15 protein-coding genes are annotated in these 19,903 nt (G+C 66.2%); 7 read left to right on the top strand and 8 right to left on the bottom strand.

Going from position 1 to position 19,903, the window contains the following annotated elements:
• Positions 1–59: 59 nt before the first annotated feature.
• On the bottom strand, positions 60–2,135 hold the full coding sequence (gene ppk1, locus DK459_RS29955) for a polyphosphate kinase 1 (RefSeq protein ID WP_006385467.1): 2,076 nt from the start codon (positions 2,133–2,135) through the stop codon (positions 60–62).
• A 219-nt stretch (positions 2,136–2,354) separates the two neighbouring features.
• Here ppk1 and ppx point away from each other — a divergent pair, with 219 nt between their 5' ends.
• The gene (gene ppx / locus DK459_RS29950) at positions 2,355–3,842 is read left to right on the top strand and encodes an exopolyphosphatase (protein ID WP_006385468.1); all 1,488 of its coding nucleotides are present in this window, start codon (positions 2,355–2,357) and stop codon (positions 3,840–3,842) included.
• 170 nt (positions 3,843–4,012) lie between these two features.
• Here ppx and DK459_RS29945 read toward each other — a convergent pair whose 3' ends face one another.
• From DK459_RS29945 to DK459_RS29925, 5 genes are all read right to left on the bottom strand, one after another.
• Positions 4,013–4,816: a GNAT family N-acetyltransferase gene (locus tag DK459_RS29945; RefSeq protein WP_006385469.1), complete on the bottom strand. Its 804-nt coding sequence runs from the start codon at positions 4,814–4,816 to the stop codon at positions 4,013–4,015.
• 219 nt (positions 4,817–5,035) lie between these two features.
• Positions 5,036–6,379: a phosphoglucosamine mutase gene (gene glmM, locus DK459_RS29940; protein WP_006385470.1), complete on the bottom strand. Its 1,344-nt coding sequence runs from the start codon at positions 6,377–6,379 to the stop codon at positions 5,036–5,038.
• A complete protein-coding gene (gene folP, locus DK459_RS29935) occupies positions 6,376–7,221 on the bottom strand; it encodes a dihydropteroate synthase (protein ID WP_006385471.1) in 846 nt (281 codons plus the stop codon). Before folP ends, glmM begins: the two co-directional genes overlap by 4 nt.
• Before the next feature lie 18 nt (positions 7,222–7,239).
• Positions 7,240–9,138: an ATP-dependent zinc metalloprotease FtsH gene (gene ftsH / locus DK459_RS29930; protein WP_006385472.1), complete on the bottom strand. Its 1,899-nt coding sequence runs from the start codon at positions 9,136–9,138 to the stop codon at positions 7,240–7,242.
• 228 nt (positions 9,139–9,366) lie between these two features.
• A complete protein-coding gene (locus tag DK459_RS29925) occupies positions 9,367–9,999 on the bottom strand; it encodes an RlmE family RNA methyltransferase (protein WP_006385473.1) in 633 nt (210 codons plus the stop codon).
• 18 nt (positions 10,000–10,017) lie between these two features.
• Between DK459_RS29925 and DK459_RS29920 the strand changes: the two genes are divergently transcribed.
• Entirely contained in the window at positions 10,018–10,620 is a 603-nt protein-coding gene (locus DK459_RS29920; protein ID WP_006385474.1) for a YhbY family RNA-binding protein, read from the top strand.
• Positions 10,621–10,744: 124 nt separating this feature from the next.
• Here the strand turns inward: DK459_RS29920 and greA are convergent, their stop codons facing one another.
• A complete protein-coding gene (greA, locus tag DK459_RS29915; RefSeq protein ID WP_006385475.1) occupies positions 10,745–11,221 on the bottom strand; it encodes a transcription elongation factor GreA in 477 nt (158 codons plus the stop codon).
• A 697-nt stretch (positions 11,222–11,918) separates the two neighbouring features.
• On the opposite strand from greA, the gene DK459_RS29910 reads away from it, so the two are divergent.
• On the top strand, positions 11,919–13,538 hold the full coding sequence (locus DK459_RS29910) for a methyl-accepting chemotaxis protein (RefSeq protein WP_006385476.1): 1,620 nt from the start codon (positions 11,919–11,921) through the stop codon (positions 13,536–13,538).
• Between the two features lie 114 nt (positions 13,539–13,652).
• Here the strand turns inward: DK459_RS29910 and DK459_RS29905 are convergent, their stop codons facing one another.
• On the bottom strand, positions 13,653–14,963 hold the full coding sequence (locus tag DK459_RS29905) for a solute carrier family 23 protein (RefSeq protein WP_049054682.1): 1,311 nt from the start codon (positions 14,961–14,963) through the stop codon (positions 13,653–13,655).
• A gap of 131 nt (positions 14,964–15,094) precedes the next feature.
• Between DK459_RS29905 and DK459_RS29900 the strand changes: the two genes are divergently transcribed.
• The 4 genes from DK459_RS29900 to DK459_RS29885 all read left to right on the top strand — a co-directional run bounded on the left by DK459_RS29900 (position 15,095) and on the right by DK459_RS29885 (position 19,900).
• Positions 15,095–15,526 (top strand): FlxA-like family protein, encoded by a 432-nt coding sequence (locus tag DK459_RS29900; protein WP_006385479.1) that lies wholly within the window; start codon positions 15,095–15,097, stop codon positions 15,524–15,526.
• 149 nt (positions 15,527–15,675) lie between these two features.
• On the top strand, positions 15,676–17,001 hold the full coding sequence (locus DK459_RS29895) for an ABC transporter substrate-binding protein (RefSeq protein ID WP_024070093.1): 1,326 nt from the start codon (positions 15,676–15,678) through the stop codon (positions 16,999–17,001).
• An 87-nt stretch (positions 17,002–17,088) separates the two neighbouring features.
• Complete coding sequence (locus tag DK459_RS29890) at positions 17,089–18,798, top strand: iron ABC transporter permease (RefSeq protein WP_047993220.1); 1,710 nt, start codon at positions 17,089–17,091, stop codon at positions 18,796–18,798.
• Between the two features lie 16 nt (positions 18,799–18,814).
• Entirely contained in the window at positions 18,815–19,900 is a 1,086-nt protein-coding gene (locus DK459_RS29885; RefSeq protein ID WP_053497942.1) for an ABC transporter ATP-binding protein, read from the top strand.
• Positions 19,901–19,903: the final 3 nt, after the last annotated feature.

Raw genomic sequence — 19,903 nt, 5'->3', positions numbered from 1 at the left:
AGTCGTTTCCCCGGGGGCGCCAGAGGTGGGCCGGCGGGTCGGATCCGCGCGGCCTGGTGTTACACGCCCAGTTTCTGCATCAGGTATTGGTGCAGATTGAAGGGTTCGCGGCGGCTGCGGACGCGGACGTAGTCGCCGTCGGCCTGTTGTTGCCAGGCGAGCTGGTTGTCGCGCAGGGCGAAGGTGAAGGCCTCGTCGATGACGCGTTTCTTGAGGGTCTTGTCGTAGATCGGGAAGGCGATTTCGACGCGGCGGAAGAAGTTGCGGTCCATCCAGTCGGCCGAGGACAGGTACACCGTCTCGGCGCCGTCGGCATAGAAATAGAAGACGCGCGAGTGCTCCAGGAAGCGGCCGACGATGGAACGCACCCGGATGTTTTCCGACAGCCCCGGCACCCCCGCGCGCAGCGCGCAGACGCCGCGCACGATCAGGTCGATCTTCACGCCGGCCTGGCTGGCCTTGTAGAGTTCCTCGATGATCTGCTCTTCCAGCAGCGAGTTCATCTTGGCCATGATGCGGGCGCGCTGGCCCGCCTTGGCGGCGCGCGCCTCGGCGCGGATCAGCGCCACCATGCCGTCGTGCATGGTGAAGGGCGACTGCATCAGCGACTTGAGCGCGCGGCGCGCGCCCAGGCCGGTCAGCTGCGCAAACACCTTGTCCATGTCCTCGCACAGCTTCGGATCGGCGGTCAGCAGGCCGAAATCGGTATACAGGCGCGCCGTGCGCGGATGGTAGTTGCCGGTGCCCAGGTGGGCATAACGGCGCAGGCGGCCCTTTTCGCGCCGCAGCACCACCGCCATCTTGGCGTGGGTCTTGTGCGCGACCACGCCGTAGACCACGTGCGCCCCCACCTCTTCCAGCTTGGAGGCCCAGTTGATGTTGGTCTGTTCGTCGAAACGCGCCATCAGCTCTACCACCACCGTCACTTCCTTGCCGGCGCGCGCGGCGGCCAGCAGGATCTTCATCAGCTCGGAATCCTCGCCGGTGCGGTAGATGGTCTGCTTGATGGCCATCACGTCCGGATCCAGCGCGGCGGCGGTCAGGAAATCGATGACGGGCTGGAACGACTGATAGGGGTGGTGCAGCAGGCGGTCCTGCTCGGCCACGGCCTCGAACAGCTCGGCCGGCTTGTCACCGACGCGGTCGAACGGCGCCGGCACCGGCGCGCGGTAGTCGGGGAACAGCAGGTCGGGCCGGTTGGGCGAATTGCACAGCTGCATCAGGCGCGACAGGTTCACCGGCCCCGGCACGCGGTAGGTGTCCTCGGGCTTGAGCGAGAATTCGCGCTGCAGGAAGGTTTCCAGCTCGACCGGGGTCAGCTTGTCGATCTCCAGCCGCACCGCCGCGCCGAAGTTGCGCTGCGACAGCTCGCCCTGCAAGGCGTGGCGCAGGTTGGTGACTTCTTCCTCGTCCACGAACAGGTCGCTGTTGCGCGTCACCCGCCACTGGTAGCAGCCCAGCATTTCCAGGCCCGGGAACAGCTCGCCGACGAAGGCGCGCAGCAACGAGGTCAGCAGGATGTAGCCTTCCGGATGGCCGGACAGCTCCTGCGGCATCTTGATCAGGCGCGGCAGCGCGCGCGGCGCCTGCACCACGGCGATAGAGGCCTGGCGGCCGAAGGCGTCGGCGCCGGACAGGGAAACGATGAAGTTCAGGCTCTTGTTGTAGACCCGCGGAAACGGGTGCGCCGGGTCCAGCCCGATCGGGGTCAGCAGCGGCATGACGTCGCGGTTGAAGACCTCGCGCGCCCATTCCTGCTGCTCGGCATTCCATTCCGACGCATGATGCAGCGCGATGCCCTCGGCCTGCAGCGCCGGCAGGATGGCGTCGTTGAGCAACGCATACTGGCGCCCCACCAGCTCGTGCACCGCCTGCTGGACGTTCTCGAACGCCTGGTCAGGCGTCATGCCGTCCGGCCCCACCAGGTTGGGCGACTGGCGCTGCTGCTCTTTCAGGCTGGAGATCCGGATCTCGAAGAACTCGTCCAGGTTGGAACTGACGATGCACACGTAGCGCAGCCGTTCGAGCAGGGGCGTGCCGGGATTTTCCGCCATCGCCAGCACGCGCTCGTTGAATTTGAGCAGCGACAATTCACGGTTCAGCAGCAGCGGCTCGGCGGGCGGGCGAGTGGTCATACCGGATTCCATACGTAAGGAAAGCGTGGAGTTTTACTTCAAAAGAGTGACGGTTCTATGACACAACGCCAAATGCGTAGCGTACGACAAAACCGGGACGTATGGCGCATGGTCTCCCGGCGCCAACTATCTGTTCCATAAGCGAAAACCCGCGGGGGCCGGCGCTGTCATATGGGGTCTCTATAATCAGGCCACCTCACAGCCAAAATCACGAGCCGCATGGATCAACTTCTGGCCGCCGTGGACCTCGGGTCCAACAGCTTCCGCCTCTCCATCGGACGCATCGTTCAGCAGGACGGTACGCCCCAGATCTACCAGATCGACCGCCTCAAGGAAACCGTCCGGCTCGCCGCCGGGCTGGACGCCGAAAAACGCCTGGGCGACGACGCCATCGAGCGCGCCATCGCCGTCCTCGAACGTTTCGGCGATCGCCTGCGCAGTTTCCATCCCAACCGCGTGCGCGCGGTGGCGACCAACACCTTCCGGGTCGCGCGCAACACCCGCGATTTCCTGCCCCGGGCCGAGGCTGCCCTGGGCTTTCCCATCGAAGTCATCGCCGGACGCGAAGAGGCCCGCCTGATCTTCTCGGGCGTGGTCCATACCCTGCCCCCTTCGCCCAACAAGCGCCTGGTGATCGACATCGGCGGCGGCTCCACCGAGGTCATCATCGGCAAGGGCCACGAGCCCGGCCTGATGTCGTCCCTGTATATGGGCTGCGTCAGCTACAGCCGGCAGTTCTTCTCGGATGGCATCGTCGACGCCCACCAGATGAAGCAGGCCGAACTGGCCGCCCGGCGCGAGATCGAAGTCATCGCCAAGCAGTACCGCAAGACGGGCTGGAAGGAAGCCTACGGCTCGTCCGGCACCGCCAAGGCACTGTTCGCCATCCTCACCGAAGGCGGCATGTCCGACCGCGGCATCACCCGCGCCGGCCTGAGCAAGCTGAAGGACCGCATCGTGCGCGCCGGCCGCGTCATCCCGTCGGAACTGCCCGGCATCAAGGTCGAGCGCGCCGACGTGCTGCCGGGCGGGCTGGCCATCATGAGCGCGCTGTTCGACGAGCTTGGCATCGACGTCATGCACACGGGCGACGGCGCCCTGCGCCTGGGCGTGCTGTACGACCTGCTCGGCCGCGACGACGAACACGACAAGCGCGACGAATCGGTGCGCCAGTTCGTGAAGCGCTACCACGTCGACGTCAACCAGGCCCGGCGCGTGCGCCACGCCGCGCTCAGCCTGTTCGACGCGATGATGCCCGAAGGCGCCGAACGCACCGAATTGCGCGCGGCCCTGGGCTGGGCCGCCGACCTGCACGAAGTCGGGCTGTCGATCGCCCACAACGCCTATCACAAGCACACCGCCTACGTGCTTGAAAACGCCGACATGCCGGGCTTTTCCCGCGCCGACCAGCAGTTGCTGGCGCTGCTGGCGCTGGGCCACCAAGGCAAGCTGGGCAAGCTGGAACCGCTGGTGCGCAACCGCGCCCAATGGATGGCCATCCTGAGCCTGCGGCTGGCCGTGCTGCTGTTCCGCCGCCGTGGTGAAATCGAACCGCTGCCCCTGACCGCGTCCATGCGCAACGATTCCATCGTGGTGCGCGTGAACCGTGACTGGCTGGCGCAACACCCGCTCAGCGACTTCACGCTGCGGGCGGAAGAAGCGGAATGGTCGAAGGTCGGCTTCTCGTTCGAGCTGCTCGAGTTCTGAAAACGGCAAGGCCCCGGAAATATCCGGGGCCTTTTGCCGTGCAACGGCGGGGGGCGGCTAGAACGGCGACAGGTCGGTCTGGCGATCGAGCTGCTTGAGTTCCAGGCGGAAAGGCCGCGTGGCCCGCCGAATCAGTTTGATCTTCATACGGCGGAGCAGGCGGCGCATGATCAGCGCTGGCCGACGGTCGCGGGTTGATCCAGGCCGAAATGGCGGCGGTAGCGCTCGTCCATGCCGTCCATCTTCAGCAGTACCGGAAAATCCGCCGCGTTGAAATCGGGATCCCAGGCCGGTTCGCCGCAAACCGTGGCGCCCAGTTTCAGGTATCCCTTGATCAGCGGCGGCACGCGCGCCGGCAGCGTGCTGTTGAGCTTTTCCACGGGGTAGCGATGCAAGGGCGTGACCTGCGGCTCGCCCTCTTTCGGCAGCTGCTTGGAAATGGTGCGCCACACTTCGGCCGCCGTGACGCCATCGTCGCGCAGGCTGACGCTGGCGCAACCGAGCACGTATTGGTAGCCGCCGCGGCGCAGGTATTCCGCCAGGCCCGACCACAACAGCATGATGACCGCGCCGTTGCGGTAGTCGGCGTGGGTGCACGAACGCCCCACTTCCACCAGCTCGTCGCGGATGGCGCCCAGCCCCGACAGGTCGAATTCGGACTGCGAGTAGTAGCCGCCCGCCTCGCGCGCCTTTTCGGGCGTAAGGATGCGGTAGGTGCCCACGACGCGGCCGGTGTCGAGCTCGCGCACCATCAGGTGCTCGCAGAAAGGATCGAAGCGGTCGTGCTCGATTCCGTCCTGGGCATCCGGGAAGACCGCACCCATGTCTTCGGTGAAGACGTCGTAGCGCAGGCGCTGGATCTGTTCGATTTCCTCGGCCGTGCGCGCCAGGCCGACCACCAGCACCCGGGGGGCGGCGCCCGTCCATGGTTCTGCGGCATTACGGCTTGGGTTGATGCGTGCTAGTTCCAGCATTGCGCGAAGCTCCTAGAGAGTCCGGTCAGTTTGGACGCCCTGTATGTCAATGACTTGACCAATATGTTACGTGACTATGAAGTTTAGTTTGGAGCGAGGAGAGTCAATTCCTGCAAAGCTCGACAAAACTTTACAAACAAAGACGAAATATTCACAAATAATGGCCATTCATCGCGAAACAATGAATGGCCATGTCGGGTCTGGAGCGGATGGTTGAACCTACCCCAGGCTGGCCGCCAGCTTCTCGGCGCTGGCCACGGCCAGGGCCTCGTCCTCGGCCTCGACCATCAGCCGCAGCTTGGGCTCGGTGCCGGAGGCGCGGATCAGGATGCGCCCGCGGCCCGCCAGTTCCTCCTCGACCGCCCGGCGCGCCGCCGTCAGGCCGGGGTGGGTTTTCCAATCCTGGCCCGGCGTCAACGGCACGTTGATCATCTTCTGCGGGTACATGCGCAGATCCTTGACCCAATCGGCCATCGACACATGGTTGCGACGCAACGCCGTCAGCACCTGCAGCGCCGCCACGATGCCGTCGCCAGTCGAATGGCAGTCCAGGCACAGGAGGTGGCCCGAGCTTTCGCCGCCATACAGCCAGCCGCGCGCCTGCATCTGCTCCAGCACGTAGCGGTCGCCCACGTTGGCGCGCTCGAAACCCACGCCCAGGCGTTGCAATTCGCGCTCGAAGCCGAAGTTGGTCATCAGCGTGCCGACCACGCCATCCACCTTGCCGCGCTGCATACGCTCGCGCAGGATCGCGTAGAGCAATTCGTCGCCGTTGTAGATGCGGCCGTCGCCATCCACCATCTGCAGGCGGTCGGCATCGCCGTCCAGCGCGATGCCCAGTTGGGCGCCGCGCGCCTTCACTTCCTTGGCCAGCAGTTCGGGGTGCAGCGCGCCCACGCCCTTGTTGATGTTGAAACCGTCGGGATGCACCCCGATGGCGTGCACTTCGGCGCCCAGTTCGCGGAACACGTGCGGCGCGATGTTGTAGGCCGCGCCGTGGGCCGCGTCCACCACGATCGTCATGCCGTTCAGGTCCAGATCGTTGGGGAAGGTGCTCTTGCAGAATTCAATGTAGCGGCCCTGGGAATCCGACATGCGACGCGCGCGCCCCAGGCCTTCGGAGCTGACGCAGCCCAGCGGTTCGTCCAGGGCGATCTCGATGGCGGCCTCGATCTCGTCGGGCAGCTTCATGCCCTGGGCCGAGAAGAACTTGATGCCGTTGTCCTGGTAGGGATTGTGCGAGGCGCTGATGACGATGCCGGCGACCAGGCGCAGCGCGCGGGTCAGGTAGGCGACCGCGGGCGTGGGAATCGGGCCGGCCAGCAGCACGTCGATGCCCGCGGCCGACAGCCCGGCTTCCAGCGCCGATTCCAGCATGTAGCCGGAAATGCGGGTGTCCTTGCCGATCACCACCTGCGGGCGGCTGCCGCCACGCACCGCGTGCTCGCGAGCCAGCACGCGGCCGGCGGCGTAGCCCAGGCGCAGGGCGAATTCGGCGTTGATCACCGCGCCGCCGACTTCGCCGCGCACACCATCGGTACCAAAATACTTGCGTCGAATCATGAAGTGATTGCTCCTTGTTCAGCCGCCTGCCAGACCTTGAGCGCGTCGACCGTGGCCGCCACGTCGTGCACCCGCACGATGGAGGCGCCACGGGCCACGCAGGCCAGGGCGGCGGCAATGCTGCCGGGCAGCCGGTCGCCGACCGGCCGGCCGGTGGCCTGGCCGATCATGTTCTTGCGCGACAGGCCGATCAGCAATGGATAACCGCCGCTGCGCAGGCTGGACAGCCGGCGCAGCAATTGGAAATTCTGGTCGGCGGTCTTGCCGAACCCGAAACCGGGGTCCAGCACGATGCGTCGGGGATCGACCCAGGCGGCGCGCAGCTTTTGCGCCCGCGATCCCAGGAAGAGTCCGATTTCGCCGATCAGGTCGGAATATTCGGGCGGCGTCGCCTGCATGGTGCGCGGCTCACCTTTCATGTGCATGACGCACAATCCGCAGCGCGATTGCGCCACCGCCTCGATGGCGCCCGGCTGCCTGAACCCGTAGATGTCGTTGATCATGTCGGCGCCGGCGTCGAGCACGGCGCGCATGACTTCGGGCTTGAAGGTGTCGATGGACAGCGGCACGCCGCAATCGCGCAGCGCCTCGATCACCGGCAGCAGGCGCGCCAGTTCGTCGGCGACCGACACCGGTTCGGCGCCCGGCCGCGTCGACTCGCCGCCCAGGTCCAGGATCCGCGCGCCCTCTTCAATCAAGCGGCGCGCATGCGCCACCGCGGAATCGGTATCGTCGTGCTGGCCGCCGTCGGAAAACGAGTCCGGCGTGACATTGACGATACCCATGACAAGCGGGCGCTCGAGATCGAACTCGAAGCGCCCGCAAAGGAAGTTATTCGCCATAAATCAGGACGAAAGACCTCAGACCGCGGCTGCCGTGTTGCCGCCGGCGGCCAGGCCGGTCGGAGGCGTGTCCGACGTGTCCGACGGACCCTGCGGCGTCTTCGGGGGACGCGGCGGGCGGCCCTCGATGATGTCGTCGATCTGGTCGGCGTCGATGGTTTCCCATTCGAGCAGCGCGGCGGTCATGACTTCGACCTTGTCGCGGTTGTCTTCCAGGATCTTGCGCGCGACACCGTACTGCTCGTCGATGATGCGGCGGATCTCGGAATCCACCTTCTGCATGGTGGCTTCGGACATGTGCGTGGTCTTGGTCACGCTGCGGCCCAGGAAGACCTCGCCTTCGTTCTCGGCGTAGACCATCGGGCCCAGTTCGTCGGTCATGCCGTAGCGCGTGACGATGTCGCGGGCGATGGCCGTGGCGCGTTCGAAGTCGTTCGAGGCGCCGGTGGTCATCTGGTTCATGAAGATCTCTTCGGCGATACGGCCGCCGAACAGCACCGCGATGGTCGACAGCAGGCGGCTCTTGTCCATGCTGTAGCGATCGGTCTCGGGCAACTGCATCGTCACGCCCAGCGCGCGGCCGCGCGGGATGATGGTGACCTTGTGGACCGGGTCGGTCTTGGGCAGCATGCGCGCGACGATGGCGTGGCCGGACTCGTGGTACGCGGTGTTCTTGCGTTCCTCTTCGGGCATGACGATCGAGCGGCGTTCGGCGCCCATGATGATCTTGTCCTTGGCCTTTTCGAAGTCCGACATGTCGACCGTGCGGCCATTGCGGCGCGCGGCGAACAGCGCGGCCTCGTTGACCAGGTTAGCCAGGTCGGCGCCCGAGAAGCCCGGGGTGCCGCGCGCCAGGATGGTCGCGTCGACGTTGGGCGACAGCGGCACCTTGCGCATGTGGACCTTCAGGATCTGCTCGCGGCCGCGGATGTCGGGCAGCGGCACCACGACCTGGCGGTCGAAGCGGCCCGGACGCAGCAGCGCCGGATCCAGCACGTCGGGACGGTTGGTGGCGGCGATCACGATGACGCCCTGGCCCGACTCGAAGCCGTCCATTTCCACCAGCATCTGGTTCAGCGTCTGCTCGCGTTCGTCGTTGCCGCCGCCCAGGCCGGCGCCACGCTGGCGGCCGACGGCGTCGATTTCGTCGATGAAGATGATGCAGGGCGCGTGCTTCTTGGCGTTCTCGAACATGTCGCGCACGCGGGCCGCGCCCACGCCGACGAACATTTCGACGAAGTCCGAACCGGAGATGCTGAAGAACGGCACCTTGGCTTCGCCGGCGATGGCCTTGGCCAGCAGCGTCTTGCCGGTACCGGGCGAGCCGACCATCAGCACGCCGCGCGGGATGCGGCCGCCCAGCTTCTGGAACTTGCTGGGGTCGCGCAGGAAGTCGACCAGTTCCTGGACGTCTTCCTTGGCCTCATCGCAGCCGGCGACGTCGGCGAAGGTGATCTGGTTGGTGTTCTCGTCGAGCATGCGGGCGCGCGACTTGCCGAAGCTGAACGCGCCGCCCCTGCCGCCGCCCTGCATCTGGCGCATGAAGAACACCCACACGCCGATCAGCAGCAGCATGGGGAACCAGGACACGAAGATGCTCATGAGCAGCGACTGCTCTTCGCGCGGCTTGCCCGACACCTGCACGCCGTACTTGAGCAGGTCGGAAACCATCCAGAGGTCGCCCGGCGAGGTCAGCGTGTAGGCGCGGCCCGCGTCCGGCGTGACGTAGAGCACGTCGCCACCAGGGCCGCCCTGCACGTCCACCTTGCGGATACGGCCCGCCTTGGCGTCGTCCATGAACTGCGTGTAGGTCACGCCGTCCTGGGTCTGCGCGCGTCCGTCGAACTGCTTGAAGACCGTGAATAGCACCAGGGCTATCACCATCCAGACGGCGACTTTCGAAAATGAATTATTCAAGGTCGATCTCCTGCTTTCGATTCCGACCGGCGACCGCGCACCCGCATATGGCACAGTCACAAGTATGTCAATAGCCCATTCTACCCTGTCGGACCGGGTTGCGTCCTGGGAAGGGGCGGGCCGCTAAGTTACGTCTGATTCGTGATTTTGCTGGTCGTTGTCTCGGCAGGCCGGCCGCCGTCGGGCCGGTAGGTTCTTGTGACACCAGGGCACGTGCCCCGGCGCGGGTCATTTCAGATCGCGCGCAACCAGAAAGGTTTCGGAGGACTTGTCCCGCGATGCCTTCGGCTTGCGCTCGACCACCCGCTTGAAGTGCTGTTTGTAGGACTCCACGATCTGCGAAAAGCCCGTTCCGTGGAATGCCTTGACGATCAGCGCCCCGTTGGGCTTGAGGTGGGCAAGGGAAAATTCCATCGCCAGTTCGCACACGTGCTGGATGCGCGCGGCGTCGGCGATACCCACGCCAGACAAGTTGGGGGCCATGTCGGAAATTACAAGGTCGACCGCGCGCGATCCGACCATGTCTTCCAACTGTTTCAAAATGTCATCTTCGCGGAAGTCGCCCTGGATGAATTCGACGCCCGCCACGGGCTCCATGGGCAGCATGTCGAGCGCGATGATGCGCCCGTCCACCACCCCGCCCGGCCCCGCCAGGCGCTCGCGCGCCACCTGCGACCAGCTGCCGGGCGCCGAACCCAGGTCGACCACCAGGTCGCCACGCCGCAACAGCTTCTCGGTATCGAGAATCTCGATCAGCTTGAAGGCGGCGCGGGCCCGGTAGCCCTTCTGTTGCGCCATCTTCACATAGGGATCGTTGATGTGCTGGTGAATCCAGTCTTTGGAGAATTTATTCTTGGCCATTACCGTACAATTCCACGCATGCCTATATTAGAACTTACCTCTCGTGAGCGTAGCGACCTTCGGTCCGCCGCCCACCCTCTGCGCCCCGTCGTCCTGATCGGCGACAACGGCCTGACCGAAGCCGTGCTCAAGGAAATCGACCTGGCACTCACTTCCCACGGCCTGATCAAGGTCCGGGCCGGCGGCGACGATCGCGAGGCCCGCGAGGCCATGCTGTCGACCATCTGCGACACGCTGTCCTGCGCCCCGGTGCACCACCTGGGCAAGACCCTGATCCTGTTCCGCCCGCTGGCCGGCAACATCAAGCCGCCCGTGCTGGCCGCCCTCGAGCCGGAACGCCCCGCCAAGCGCCGCGCCTCCGAGCCGCATACGCCCAAGAAGCTGGCCGCCGAGGGCAAGACCCTGGCCAAGCGCCCGCGCCGTTCCGAAACCGAAGAGCCCAAGCCCAAGACGCGCTTCGTGCCGCAGGACCAGCTCAACAAGAACGGCAAGCCGATACGTCCCGGCACCAAGAAAACCACTTCCGGCAGCCACGGCATTCCGCGCCGCGCCGGCAGCGCGCTGAGCCTGCGGGCCGGGGCCCGCAGCGGCACCAGCCGCAAGTCGTCGCCCAAAAGATAGTACCGCCGGGCACAAAAACGGGCGCTTTACGCGCCCGGTCCACCATAGCGTTCCGCAATATTGCCGTGCCGGATATCCGGTGCGGGCTATGGTGTTTTGCTGATTTTACCGCTCAGAGCCAGCGTCAGATGTAACGCACGCTCAACACTTCATACTCACGAACGCCAGCCGGGGCCTTGACCTCGACCACGTCGCCTTCGCTCTTGCCGATCAGCGCGCGGGCCACGGGGCTCGACACGGAGATCAGGTTCGACTTGATGTCGGCTTCGACGTCGCCGACGATCTGGTACGTCACGCGATCGCCCGAATCCAGGTCCTCGATGTCGACGGTGGCGCCAAACACGGCGCGACCTTCGGCCTCGAGCGAGGTCGGATCGATCAGGTGGGCATTGGAAAGCGTGCCCTCAAGCTCGGCGATCCGGCCCTCGATGAAACCCTGGCGCTCGCGAGCCGCGTCGTACTCGGCGTTTTCCGACAGATCGCCCTGCGCGCGCGCTTCGGCGATAGCGTTGATGACGGCGGGACGTTCCACGGTTTTCAGCCGCTGGAGCTCTTCTTGCAAGCGCTCGGCCCCGCGCACGGTCAAAGGAATGGCAGACATGTCGTTTCCCAAACAAAAGTAGAAAACGCCCCCGACGGAGCGTTCTCGGTGTGAAGGTCTTGGACCTGACGCATGGGGCGCCGTCGGAAGCTGATACGTGACGGGCATCGCCAGGAGCGGAACGGCCAGGGGCGGGCAAAGCTGAACCCGATGGATCCCCTTGCGCCCGCTCGGGCCGGCCCGCCGGACGAATGCGGCAAGCTGCGACCAAAACAAAACCCCGGCTCGGGTCGGAACCGGGGCAATCAAGGTCATATTGTGGTCAAAGTCCGCGGGAATTGCAAGCCACCGGAGAAACCGGCGTTTTCGGCGCATTTCGCCGCCGTAACCCGCTAAAACCCGTCGTTTCCCAGCTACAACCCGCGTTGCGTAAAAGATACTGCGCGATAGGGATAAACCCGGCGGTGGCCGGGTTTATGTAAAAACGGCCGGTTGTATTCAATAAAAAAGGTATAACCGACAAACTGGCCCATTAATAACAATTAAATACATGCCGGTATTCGCCGGCATTTTTTCTGGTTCGCAGCGAAGGGACGCGCCGGCTGTTCATGGCCGCCGCGTAAATCGATTGATTGTGCGTGTTGCAGGTTGGGCGGACGCATCGCAGTCATCCGGCTCGACGTTCGTCCCTCCGCCGTGGCGCTTGCGGGCAAAGGCCCGCGCCTGGGGTGGAGCGCGTTCAAGAACGGGAGCTCCCATGCTGGAAAAAATGAAAGTCCGTACGGGCATGATGCTGGTGCTGTTCTTTTTCGTCATTACCCTGGCCCTGGCGTGCGGGCTGAGTTGGCGCAATGCGGAAAACAGTGTCCGGGAAATCGAGGACCTGAATAATGTGGCCGTGCATCAGGTCGACCCGCTATACGAGGCCAGCGGCGCCCTGCTGCGGGCGCGGCTGGCGCTCGGCGCCGGTATCGCCGACCTACAGGCGGGCGCCGCCGACCAGGCCGCCACCGCCGAGTCCGCCGCCGCCAGCCAGCTGCAACAGGCGCGCGAGCGGTTCACCCGCTATATGGCGGTGCCAAAGAGCGAACGCGGCCAGGAGCTGGCGCAGATTCTGCAAGGTCAGTTCAATGCCTATGTGGCAGTGCTGGACGAACTGGACGCCGCCCTCAAGGAACGCTCGGCGGCCCGCTACCAGCAGAGCGAGCCGCGGGTGCGCCAGGCCGATGCCGCTTTCGCCAAGGACATGCAGGTTTTCCTGACGCGGGTGCAGGAACGCAGCGACGACGTGCTGGCGCGCTCGCAGACCACTTATTCCACCGCAAGAATGTCGGCAATCGTGCTGCTGTCGGTGGCGCTGTTGTTGGCCGCGCTGTGCTGGGCCTTCATCCGGCGCGGCGTGCTGTTGCCGCTGCAGGACGCCGGCCGGCATTTCGATCGCATCGCCGCCGGCGATCTGACCCAGCGGGTCGAGGCCCGCTCCAATAATGAAATCGGCATGCTGTTCTCGGCGGTGCGACGCATGCAGGAAGGGCTGACCCGCACGGTGACGGCCGTGCGCCAGGGAGTCGAGGAAATCAACATCGGCGCCGCGGAAATCGCCGCCGGCAACGCCAACCTGTCGACCCGCACCGAGGAGCAGGCCGCGGCGCTGGAGGAAACCGCGTCGACCATGGAAGAGCTGGCCACCACGGTAAAGCAGAACGCCGAGAACGCGGCCCAGGCCAACCAGCTGGCGGCGGTCAGCATGGAGGTGGCGCAGCGTGGCGGCCACACGGTCGGCCAGGTGGTGGCCACCATGCAGGGCATTTCCGACAGCTCGCGACGCATCGCCGACATCGTCTCGGTGATCGACGGTATCGCCTTCCAGACCAACATCCTGGCGCTGAACGCGGCGGTGGAGGCGGCCCGGGCGGGCGAACAGGGCAAGGGTTTCGCGGTGGTGGCGGGCGAAGTGCGCACGCTGGCGCAGCGCGCGGCGCAGGCGGCCAAGGAAATCAAGGCGCTGATCGAAACCTCGGTCGAGACGGTCGCGGCCGGCTCGGCCCAGGTATCGGCCGCCGGCCAGACGATGGAGGAAATCGTGACCTCGGTGCAGCGGGTGGCCGACATCATGGGCGAGATCTCCGCCGCATCGACGCAACAGGCGGGCGGCATCGATCAGGTCAGCCTGGCGGTCTCGCAGATGGACGAAGTGACGCAGCAGAACGCCGCGCTGGTGGAACAGGCCTCGGCGGCCGCATCGGCGATGGAGGAGCAGGCCAGGCGCCTGGCCGAGGCGACCGCGGTATTCAAGACCCAGTCGGGCCAGGTGATCGAGGCGGCGCCGGTGCAGATGACCGGCCGGGCGCCGGCTTCGCGCTTGTCGCGCCCCTGAAAAGGCGCGGCGGGTTTCTGAATCCGGGGCGGCGCAGGCACGGCGGCGCCCCGGGCGGGATCGGGGCGGCCCATGGCCCCGGAACAGCGCATGGGCCGCCGCCCATGCCCCGTCCTATTTCTTGCGGCGCAACAGGGCGTAGAGAATGATGGCGCCGAAAGTCGCGGTGCCGATGCCGCCCAGGGTGAAATTGCCCAGCTTGACGGTGAAGTCGCCCGCGCCCAGCACCAGCGTGACCGCGGCCACGATCAGGTTGCGGTTGTCGCTGAAATCGACCTGGTTGACCACCCAGATGCGGGCCCCGGCAATGGCGATCAGGCCGAACACCACCACCGACATGCCGCCCAGCACCGGCGCGGGAATGGTCTGGATCAGGGCCCCGAACTTGGGCGAGAACCCGAGCACGACGGCGATCAGCGCGGCGATCACGAATACCAGGGTCGAGTAGATGCGGGTCACGGCCATCACGCCGATGTTCTCGGCGTAGGTGGTGACGCCGGTGCCGCCGACCGCGCCCGAGACCATGGTGGCCACGCCGTCGCCGACGAAGGCGCGGCCCAGGTAGCGATCCAGGTCCTGGCCGGTCATGGCGCTGACCGCCTTGACGTGGCCCAGGTTCTCGGCGACCAGGATGATGGCCACCGGCACGATCAGGCCCATGGCCTCGGCCTTGAACACCGGCGCGGCGAAGTGCGGCAGGCCGAACCAGGCGGCGGCCGACACGGCCGAGAAGTCCATCGGCTTGCCCAGCCCCATGCCGTTGGCGAAGATCGCGTACACCACGCAGGCCAGGATCAGGCCGACCAGGATCAACAGGCGCTGCACCATGCCCTTGGTATAGACGGCGATGCCGCCCACGCACAGGATGGTGACGATCGCCATGGCGCTGTCGAAGCCCGAGGCGCCCATGGCGCCCTTGGCGGCGATGGGGGCCAGGTTCAGGCCGATCACCGCGACCACCGCGCCGGTCACGACCGGCGGCATCAGGGTGTCGATCCAGTTGGCGCCGCCGCCGGCGCGGCCGTTGGCGATCCAGACCAGCACGCCGATCAGCGTATAGGCCAGGCCGCAGGCGATGATGGCGCCCAGCGCCACGCCGATGTTGGCGTTGGCGCCGCCGCCGGCGTAACCGGTGACCGCGATGACGCCGCCGATGAAGGCGAAGCTGGACCCCAGGTAGCTGGGTACGCGCCCGCCCACGAACAGGAAGAAGATCAGCGTGCCGATGCCCGACATCAGGATGGCGACGTTGGGGTCGAAGCCCATCAGCAGCGGCGCCAGCACGGTGGAGCCGAACATCGCCACCACGTGCTGGGCGCCCATGGCCACGTTCTTGGGCCACGACAGGCGTTCATCGGGCGCGATGATGACGCCGGGCTCGGCGTCGTCCGCCAGGCGCCAGCGCGGAAAATAGGAATTGGACATGGATTCCCCGGGAGTGTTTGGTGTGAGCGGGCGCCAGTGTAAAGGGGGCCGGGAACGGGCGGCAACTTAAGTTCCCCGCCAGCATGCCGTATTAGTGGAAACCCCAGTCAAACCTCTCCCCGGAGACCTTCATGGCCATCGATTCCATCAGCGGCACCTCGCGCATCGGCAGCATGGCCGACCTGTGGGCGCAGAAGATCCAGGCCAACAAGGAGGCCCGGGACGCCAAGGCGGGCGACCCGGGCGTCACCGTCACCCCCGACGGCAAGATCCGCGTCACCAACGCGGGCGCCATGAAGGTGGGCCAGGCCGAGGAAACGGAATCGTCCGAAAACGACGACCACTACACCCGCCAGATCAAGGAACTCCAGCGCCAGCTCAAGCGCGTCATGGAGCAGATCGAACGCGTGCGCGACAGCAATGCGTCGGCGGAGCAGAAGGCCACGCAATTGCAGGCCCTGAATGGGCAAGCGCTGCAGATCATGAACCAGATCCAGCAGGTGATGAACGAGAAGATCAAGGCGATGGCCAAGGCGAACGGCGGGGTGTCCGCCACCGCGTAAAAGGGCCCGCCGGCTCGACTCCCAAGTTCGCGCGGGTTCTCCCGAATGCCCGCAGGGCTGATGGCGCGCATCAAAATTTGTGATTGGACTGGCGGCGCATGCAGCCGCTAAGGTCTCCGGACAAATCGAAAAAACCACGGAGACAAACCATGCATGCAATGCGCACAGCCCTTGCAGGGGCGCTGCTGGCCGCCTGCGCCGCCCCCGCCCTGGCGGGCACCGTCACGGTGATCACGTCGTTCCCGAAAGACCTGACCCAGGCCTACAAGACCGCGTTCGAGAAGGCCAACCCCGGCATCACGCTGGAAATCCTCAACAAGAACACCGTGTCCGGCATCGCCTACGTGCGCGAGACGCCGGCCGGCCAGCGCCCGGAAGTGTTCTGGGCCAGCGCGCCGGACGCCTTCGAGGTGCTGGGACGCGACAAGCTGCTGGCCAAATCGGCGGACGTCGCCAACAAGGACGTGCCGGACAAGATCGGCAACTACCCCATCAACGACCCGGGCGGCATGTACCTGGGCCAGGCGCTGGCCGGCTACGGCATCGTCTACAACACGCGCTACATCGCGGCGCACAAGATCCCCGCCCCGGTCGAATGGAAGGACCTGCTGGCGCCACACTGGTTCGGCCACGTCGGCATCACCTCGCCGTCGCGCTCGGGCACCATGCACCTGACGGTCGAGACCATCCTGCAGGGCGAAGGCTGGGACGACGGCTGGAACACGCTGCTGCGCATGTCGGGCAACAGCAGCGCCGTGACCGAGCGCTCGTTCGGCGTGCCGGACGGCGTCAACAACGGCCAGTTCGGCGCGGGTCCGGTGATCGACTTCTTCGGCCTGTCGAGCAAGTACTCGAAGTTCCCGGTGGAATTCGTCTATCCCTCCGAGACCGCCATCGTGCCGGCCAACATCGCGCTGATCGACGGCGCCCGGAACGCCGAGGAAGGCAGGAAGTTCATCGCCTTCACGCTCAGCCAGGCCGGCCAGGAGCTGCTGCTGGAACCGAAGATCTCGCGCCTGCCGGTGTTGCCGTATTCGGCGCTGGCGGGCAAGGTGCCGCAGGGCTACCCCGACCCGGCCGAGATCGCGCGCCGCAGCAAGGTGCAGTTCAACGCCGACCTGTCGCAGACGCGCTACTACGTGGTGCAGTCGCTGTACGACCAGACCGTCACGTTCCGCCTGAAGGAATTGCAGGCGGCGACCAAGGCGATCTACGACGCCGAGGCCAAGCTCGGCGACAAGGGCAAGAGCGGCAAGCCGGCCGAACTGCTGGCGCAGGCCCGCAAGCTGGCCTGGGCGCCGCTGGTCGATGGCAAGCAGGCCGCCGATCCCGAGTTCCTGAAGATCTTCAGCGGCAACAAGAAGGACGCCGCGGTCAACCAGCAGATCACCAAGCTTGAAGGCGAATGGAACGGCACGGCCAAGAGCAATTATGAGCAGGCCGTGAAGCTGGCGCGGGAAGCCGCGGCGCTGTAGGCCCGGCTCGCGCCGGACGGGGGGCTCGCCCCGTCCGGCCGCCGCCCCGCCGCGGGCGGCCTGTCTTGAACCTTTACGGGAATCTCGATGAATCTTCCGGGCCATTCACGCCTGCCCGCCGGCCCCGTGCTGGCCGCGCTCCTGGTGCTGGGTTTCCTGGCGCTGTTCCTGGCCGTGCCGGTGGGCACGGTGTTCTACAGCGCCTTCGTCAATGCCGATGGCGGCTTCACCATCGGCCACTTCGGCGCGTTCTTCAACCAGCCGCTGATGCTGGAGGCGTTCTTCAACAGCCTCTACGTGGCGGGCTGGTCGGCGCTGCTGGCCTCGCTGATCGCGGTGCCGCTGGCGTACTTCACGGTGCGCTTCGATTTCCGCGGCGCGCTCATCATCCAGACGCTGGGCGTGCTGCCGCTGATCATGCCGCCCTTCGTCGGCGCGGTGGCGATGCAGCTGATCTTTGGGCGTTCCGGCAGCGTCAACCTGCTGCTGAACGACTGGTTCGGCTTCACCATCCCGTTCATGGAAGGCCTGAACGGCGTCATCTTCGTCGAGGCGCTGCACTACTTCCCGTTCATCCTGATGAACCTGGTGGTGGCGCTGCGCAACATCGACGGCGCCATGGAGGAAGCGGCCTTCAACCTGGGCGCGCGCGGCTTCCGGCTGTTCCGCCGCGTGATCTTCCCGCTGGCGCTGCCGGGCTACGTGGCCGGCGCCTCGCTGGTATTCGTGAAGGTGTTCGACGACCTGGGCACGCCGCTGGTGCTGGGCACCACCAACATGCTGGCGCCGCAGGCCTATCTGCGCATCACGCAGGTGGGGCTGGAAGATCCGCTGGGCTATGTCATCAGCGTCATCATGATCGCTTTTTCGATCCTGGCGCTGTGGCTGTCGGCGCGCGTGCTCAAGGGGCGCGACTATTCCACCTTGCAAAAGGGCGGCAACTCGATCCAGAAGCGCAAGCTGCGGCCGGCCGAAAGCGTGCTGGCCTATGGCTGGATCGTCCTGGTGCTGCTGCTGGTCCTGTCGCCGCACATGGGCGTGCTGCTGCTGTCGCTGGCGAGCGTCTGGAGCTTCGCGCCGCTGCCGGACGGCTACACGTTGGCGCACTACGGCGCGGTGTTCAGCGAGTCGCAGGGCATGATCGCCAACACCCTGCTCTACTGCGGCCTGGCCGCGGGGGTGGACGTGATCCTGGGCACCGCCATCGCCTACCTGATGCTGCGCACCCGGCTGCCGGCGCGCCAATGGCTGGACTTCCTGGCCTCGGCGGCGCTGGCGATCCCGGGCATCGTGCTGGCGATCGGACTGCTGCGCACATTCCGCGGCGTGGAGATCCCGGGCACCGGCACGCTGCTGACCTCGTCGTGGATCATCATCATGATCGCGTACTCGGTACGGCGCCTGCCCTACGCCTTGCGTTCGTGCGTGGCCGCGCTGCAGCAGATCAACGTGTCGCTGGAGGAAGCGGCGCAATCATTGGGCGCCACGCGGCTGCGCACCATCCGGCGGGTGGTGGTACCGCTGATGGCGGGCGGCATGCTGGCCGGCTTCGTGACCAGCTTCGTGACGGCGGCGGTGGAGCTGTCGGCCACCATCATGCTGGTCACCAAGGACAGCCAGGCGCCGATGAGCTATGGCATCTATCTGTACATGCAGAGTGCGGCGGGCCGGGGTCCGGGCGCGGCGCTGGGCGTGCTGGCGGTGGCCGCGGTCGCGGTCGGCACGTATGTCTCGCACTTGCTGGTGGAACGCGCCCAGGCGCGCCAGCGCCCGGCGCGTCACGACGAGACGGCCTGAATCAAGGGGAATCGACATGAAGAAAGTCAGCGTTGAATGCCGCAACATCCGGCTGTCGTATGGCAAAACCGAAGTGCTCAAGGACGTCAACATCCACATCGAGCCGGGCGAGTTCTTCGCCCTGCTGGGGCCGTCGGGCTCGGGCAAGTCCACCCTGCTGCGCCTGATCGCGGGCTTCAACCGGCAGGACGCCGGCCAGTTGCTGGTGGACGGCAAGGACATCAGCGCCATCCCGCCCTGGAACCGCAACATCGGCATGGTGTTCCAGAACTACGCGTTGTGGCCGCACATGACGGTGTGGGACAACGTGGCGTTCGGGCTGGTCGAGCGCAAGCTGCCGCGCGAGCAGATCCGCGCCAAGGTCGAGGCCGCGCTGGAGCTGGTGGGCCTGTCGCAATACGCGCGCCGCCGCCCCAACCAACTGTCCGGCGGACAGCAGCAGCGCGTGGCGCTGGCGCGCACCATCGTGATCGAGCCGCAGGTGCTGCTGCTGGACGAGCCGCTGTCCAACCTGGACAAGAAGCTGCGGGTGCAGATGCGGCAGGACCTGCTGAGCCTGCAGCGGCGGCTGGGCATCACCACCATCTTCGTCACCCACGACCAGGAAGAGGCCATGACCACCGCCGACCGCATGGCGGTGCTGGACCACGGCGTGGTCCAGCAGATCGGCGCGCCCAGCACGCTGTTCGACTACCCGGTGAACCGCTTCGTGGCCAACTTCGTCGGCACCATGAACGTGCTGGAGGGCGAGGTGCGCGAGCGCACCAGCGGCAGCGTGGTGCTGGCGGTGGAAGGCGTGGGCGACCTGCACCTGCCGCTGGCGGCCGAAGCGCCGGCGGCGCAGCGCCTGGCGGCGAGCTTCCGGCCGCACACGGTGCAGATCGAAATGGCCGACGGGCTGGGCGACGCGCGCTATGTGTGGCTGCCGGGCGTGGTGGAAAGCAGCGAGTTCCTGGGCGAGTTCACCCGCTACCAGGTGCAGATCGGCGAACAGCGCCTGACGGCCGACCAGTCGCACCTGGCGGGGCTGTCGCCGTTCCCGGTGGGCGCGCCGGTGTCGATCGGGCTGGAGCCGACGCAAGTACGGCTGCTTGCCGCCTGAGCC

The organism is Achromobacter sp. RW408 (assembly GCF_003184165.1).
Lineage (GTDB): Bacteria > Pseudomonadota > Gammaproteobacteria > Burkholderiales > Burkholderiaceae_B > Achromobacter > Achromobacter xylosoxidans.
Note: the sequence above shows the minus strand (reverse complement) of the source record. Positions and strands in the feature narration are given on the sequence as shown.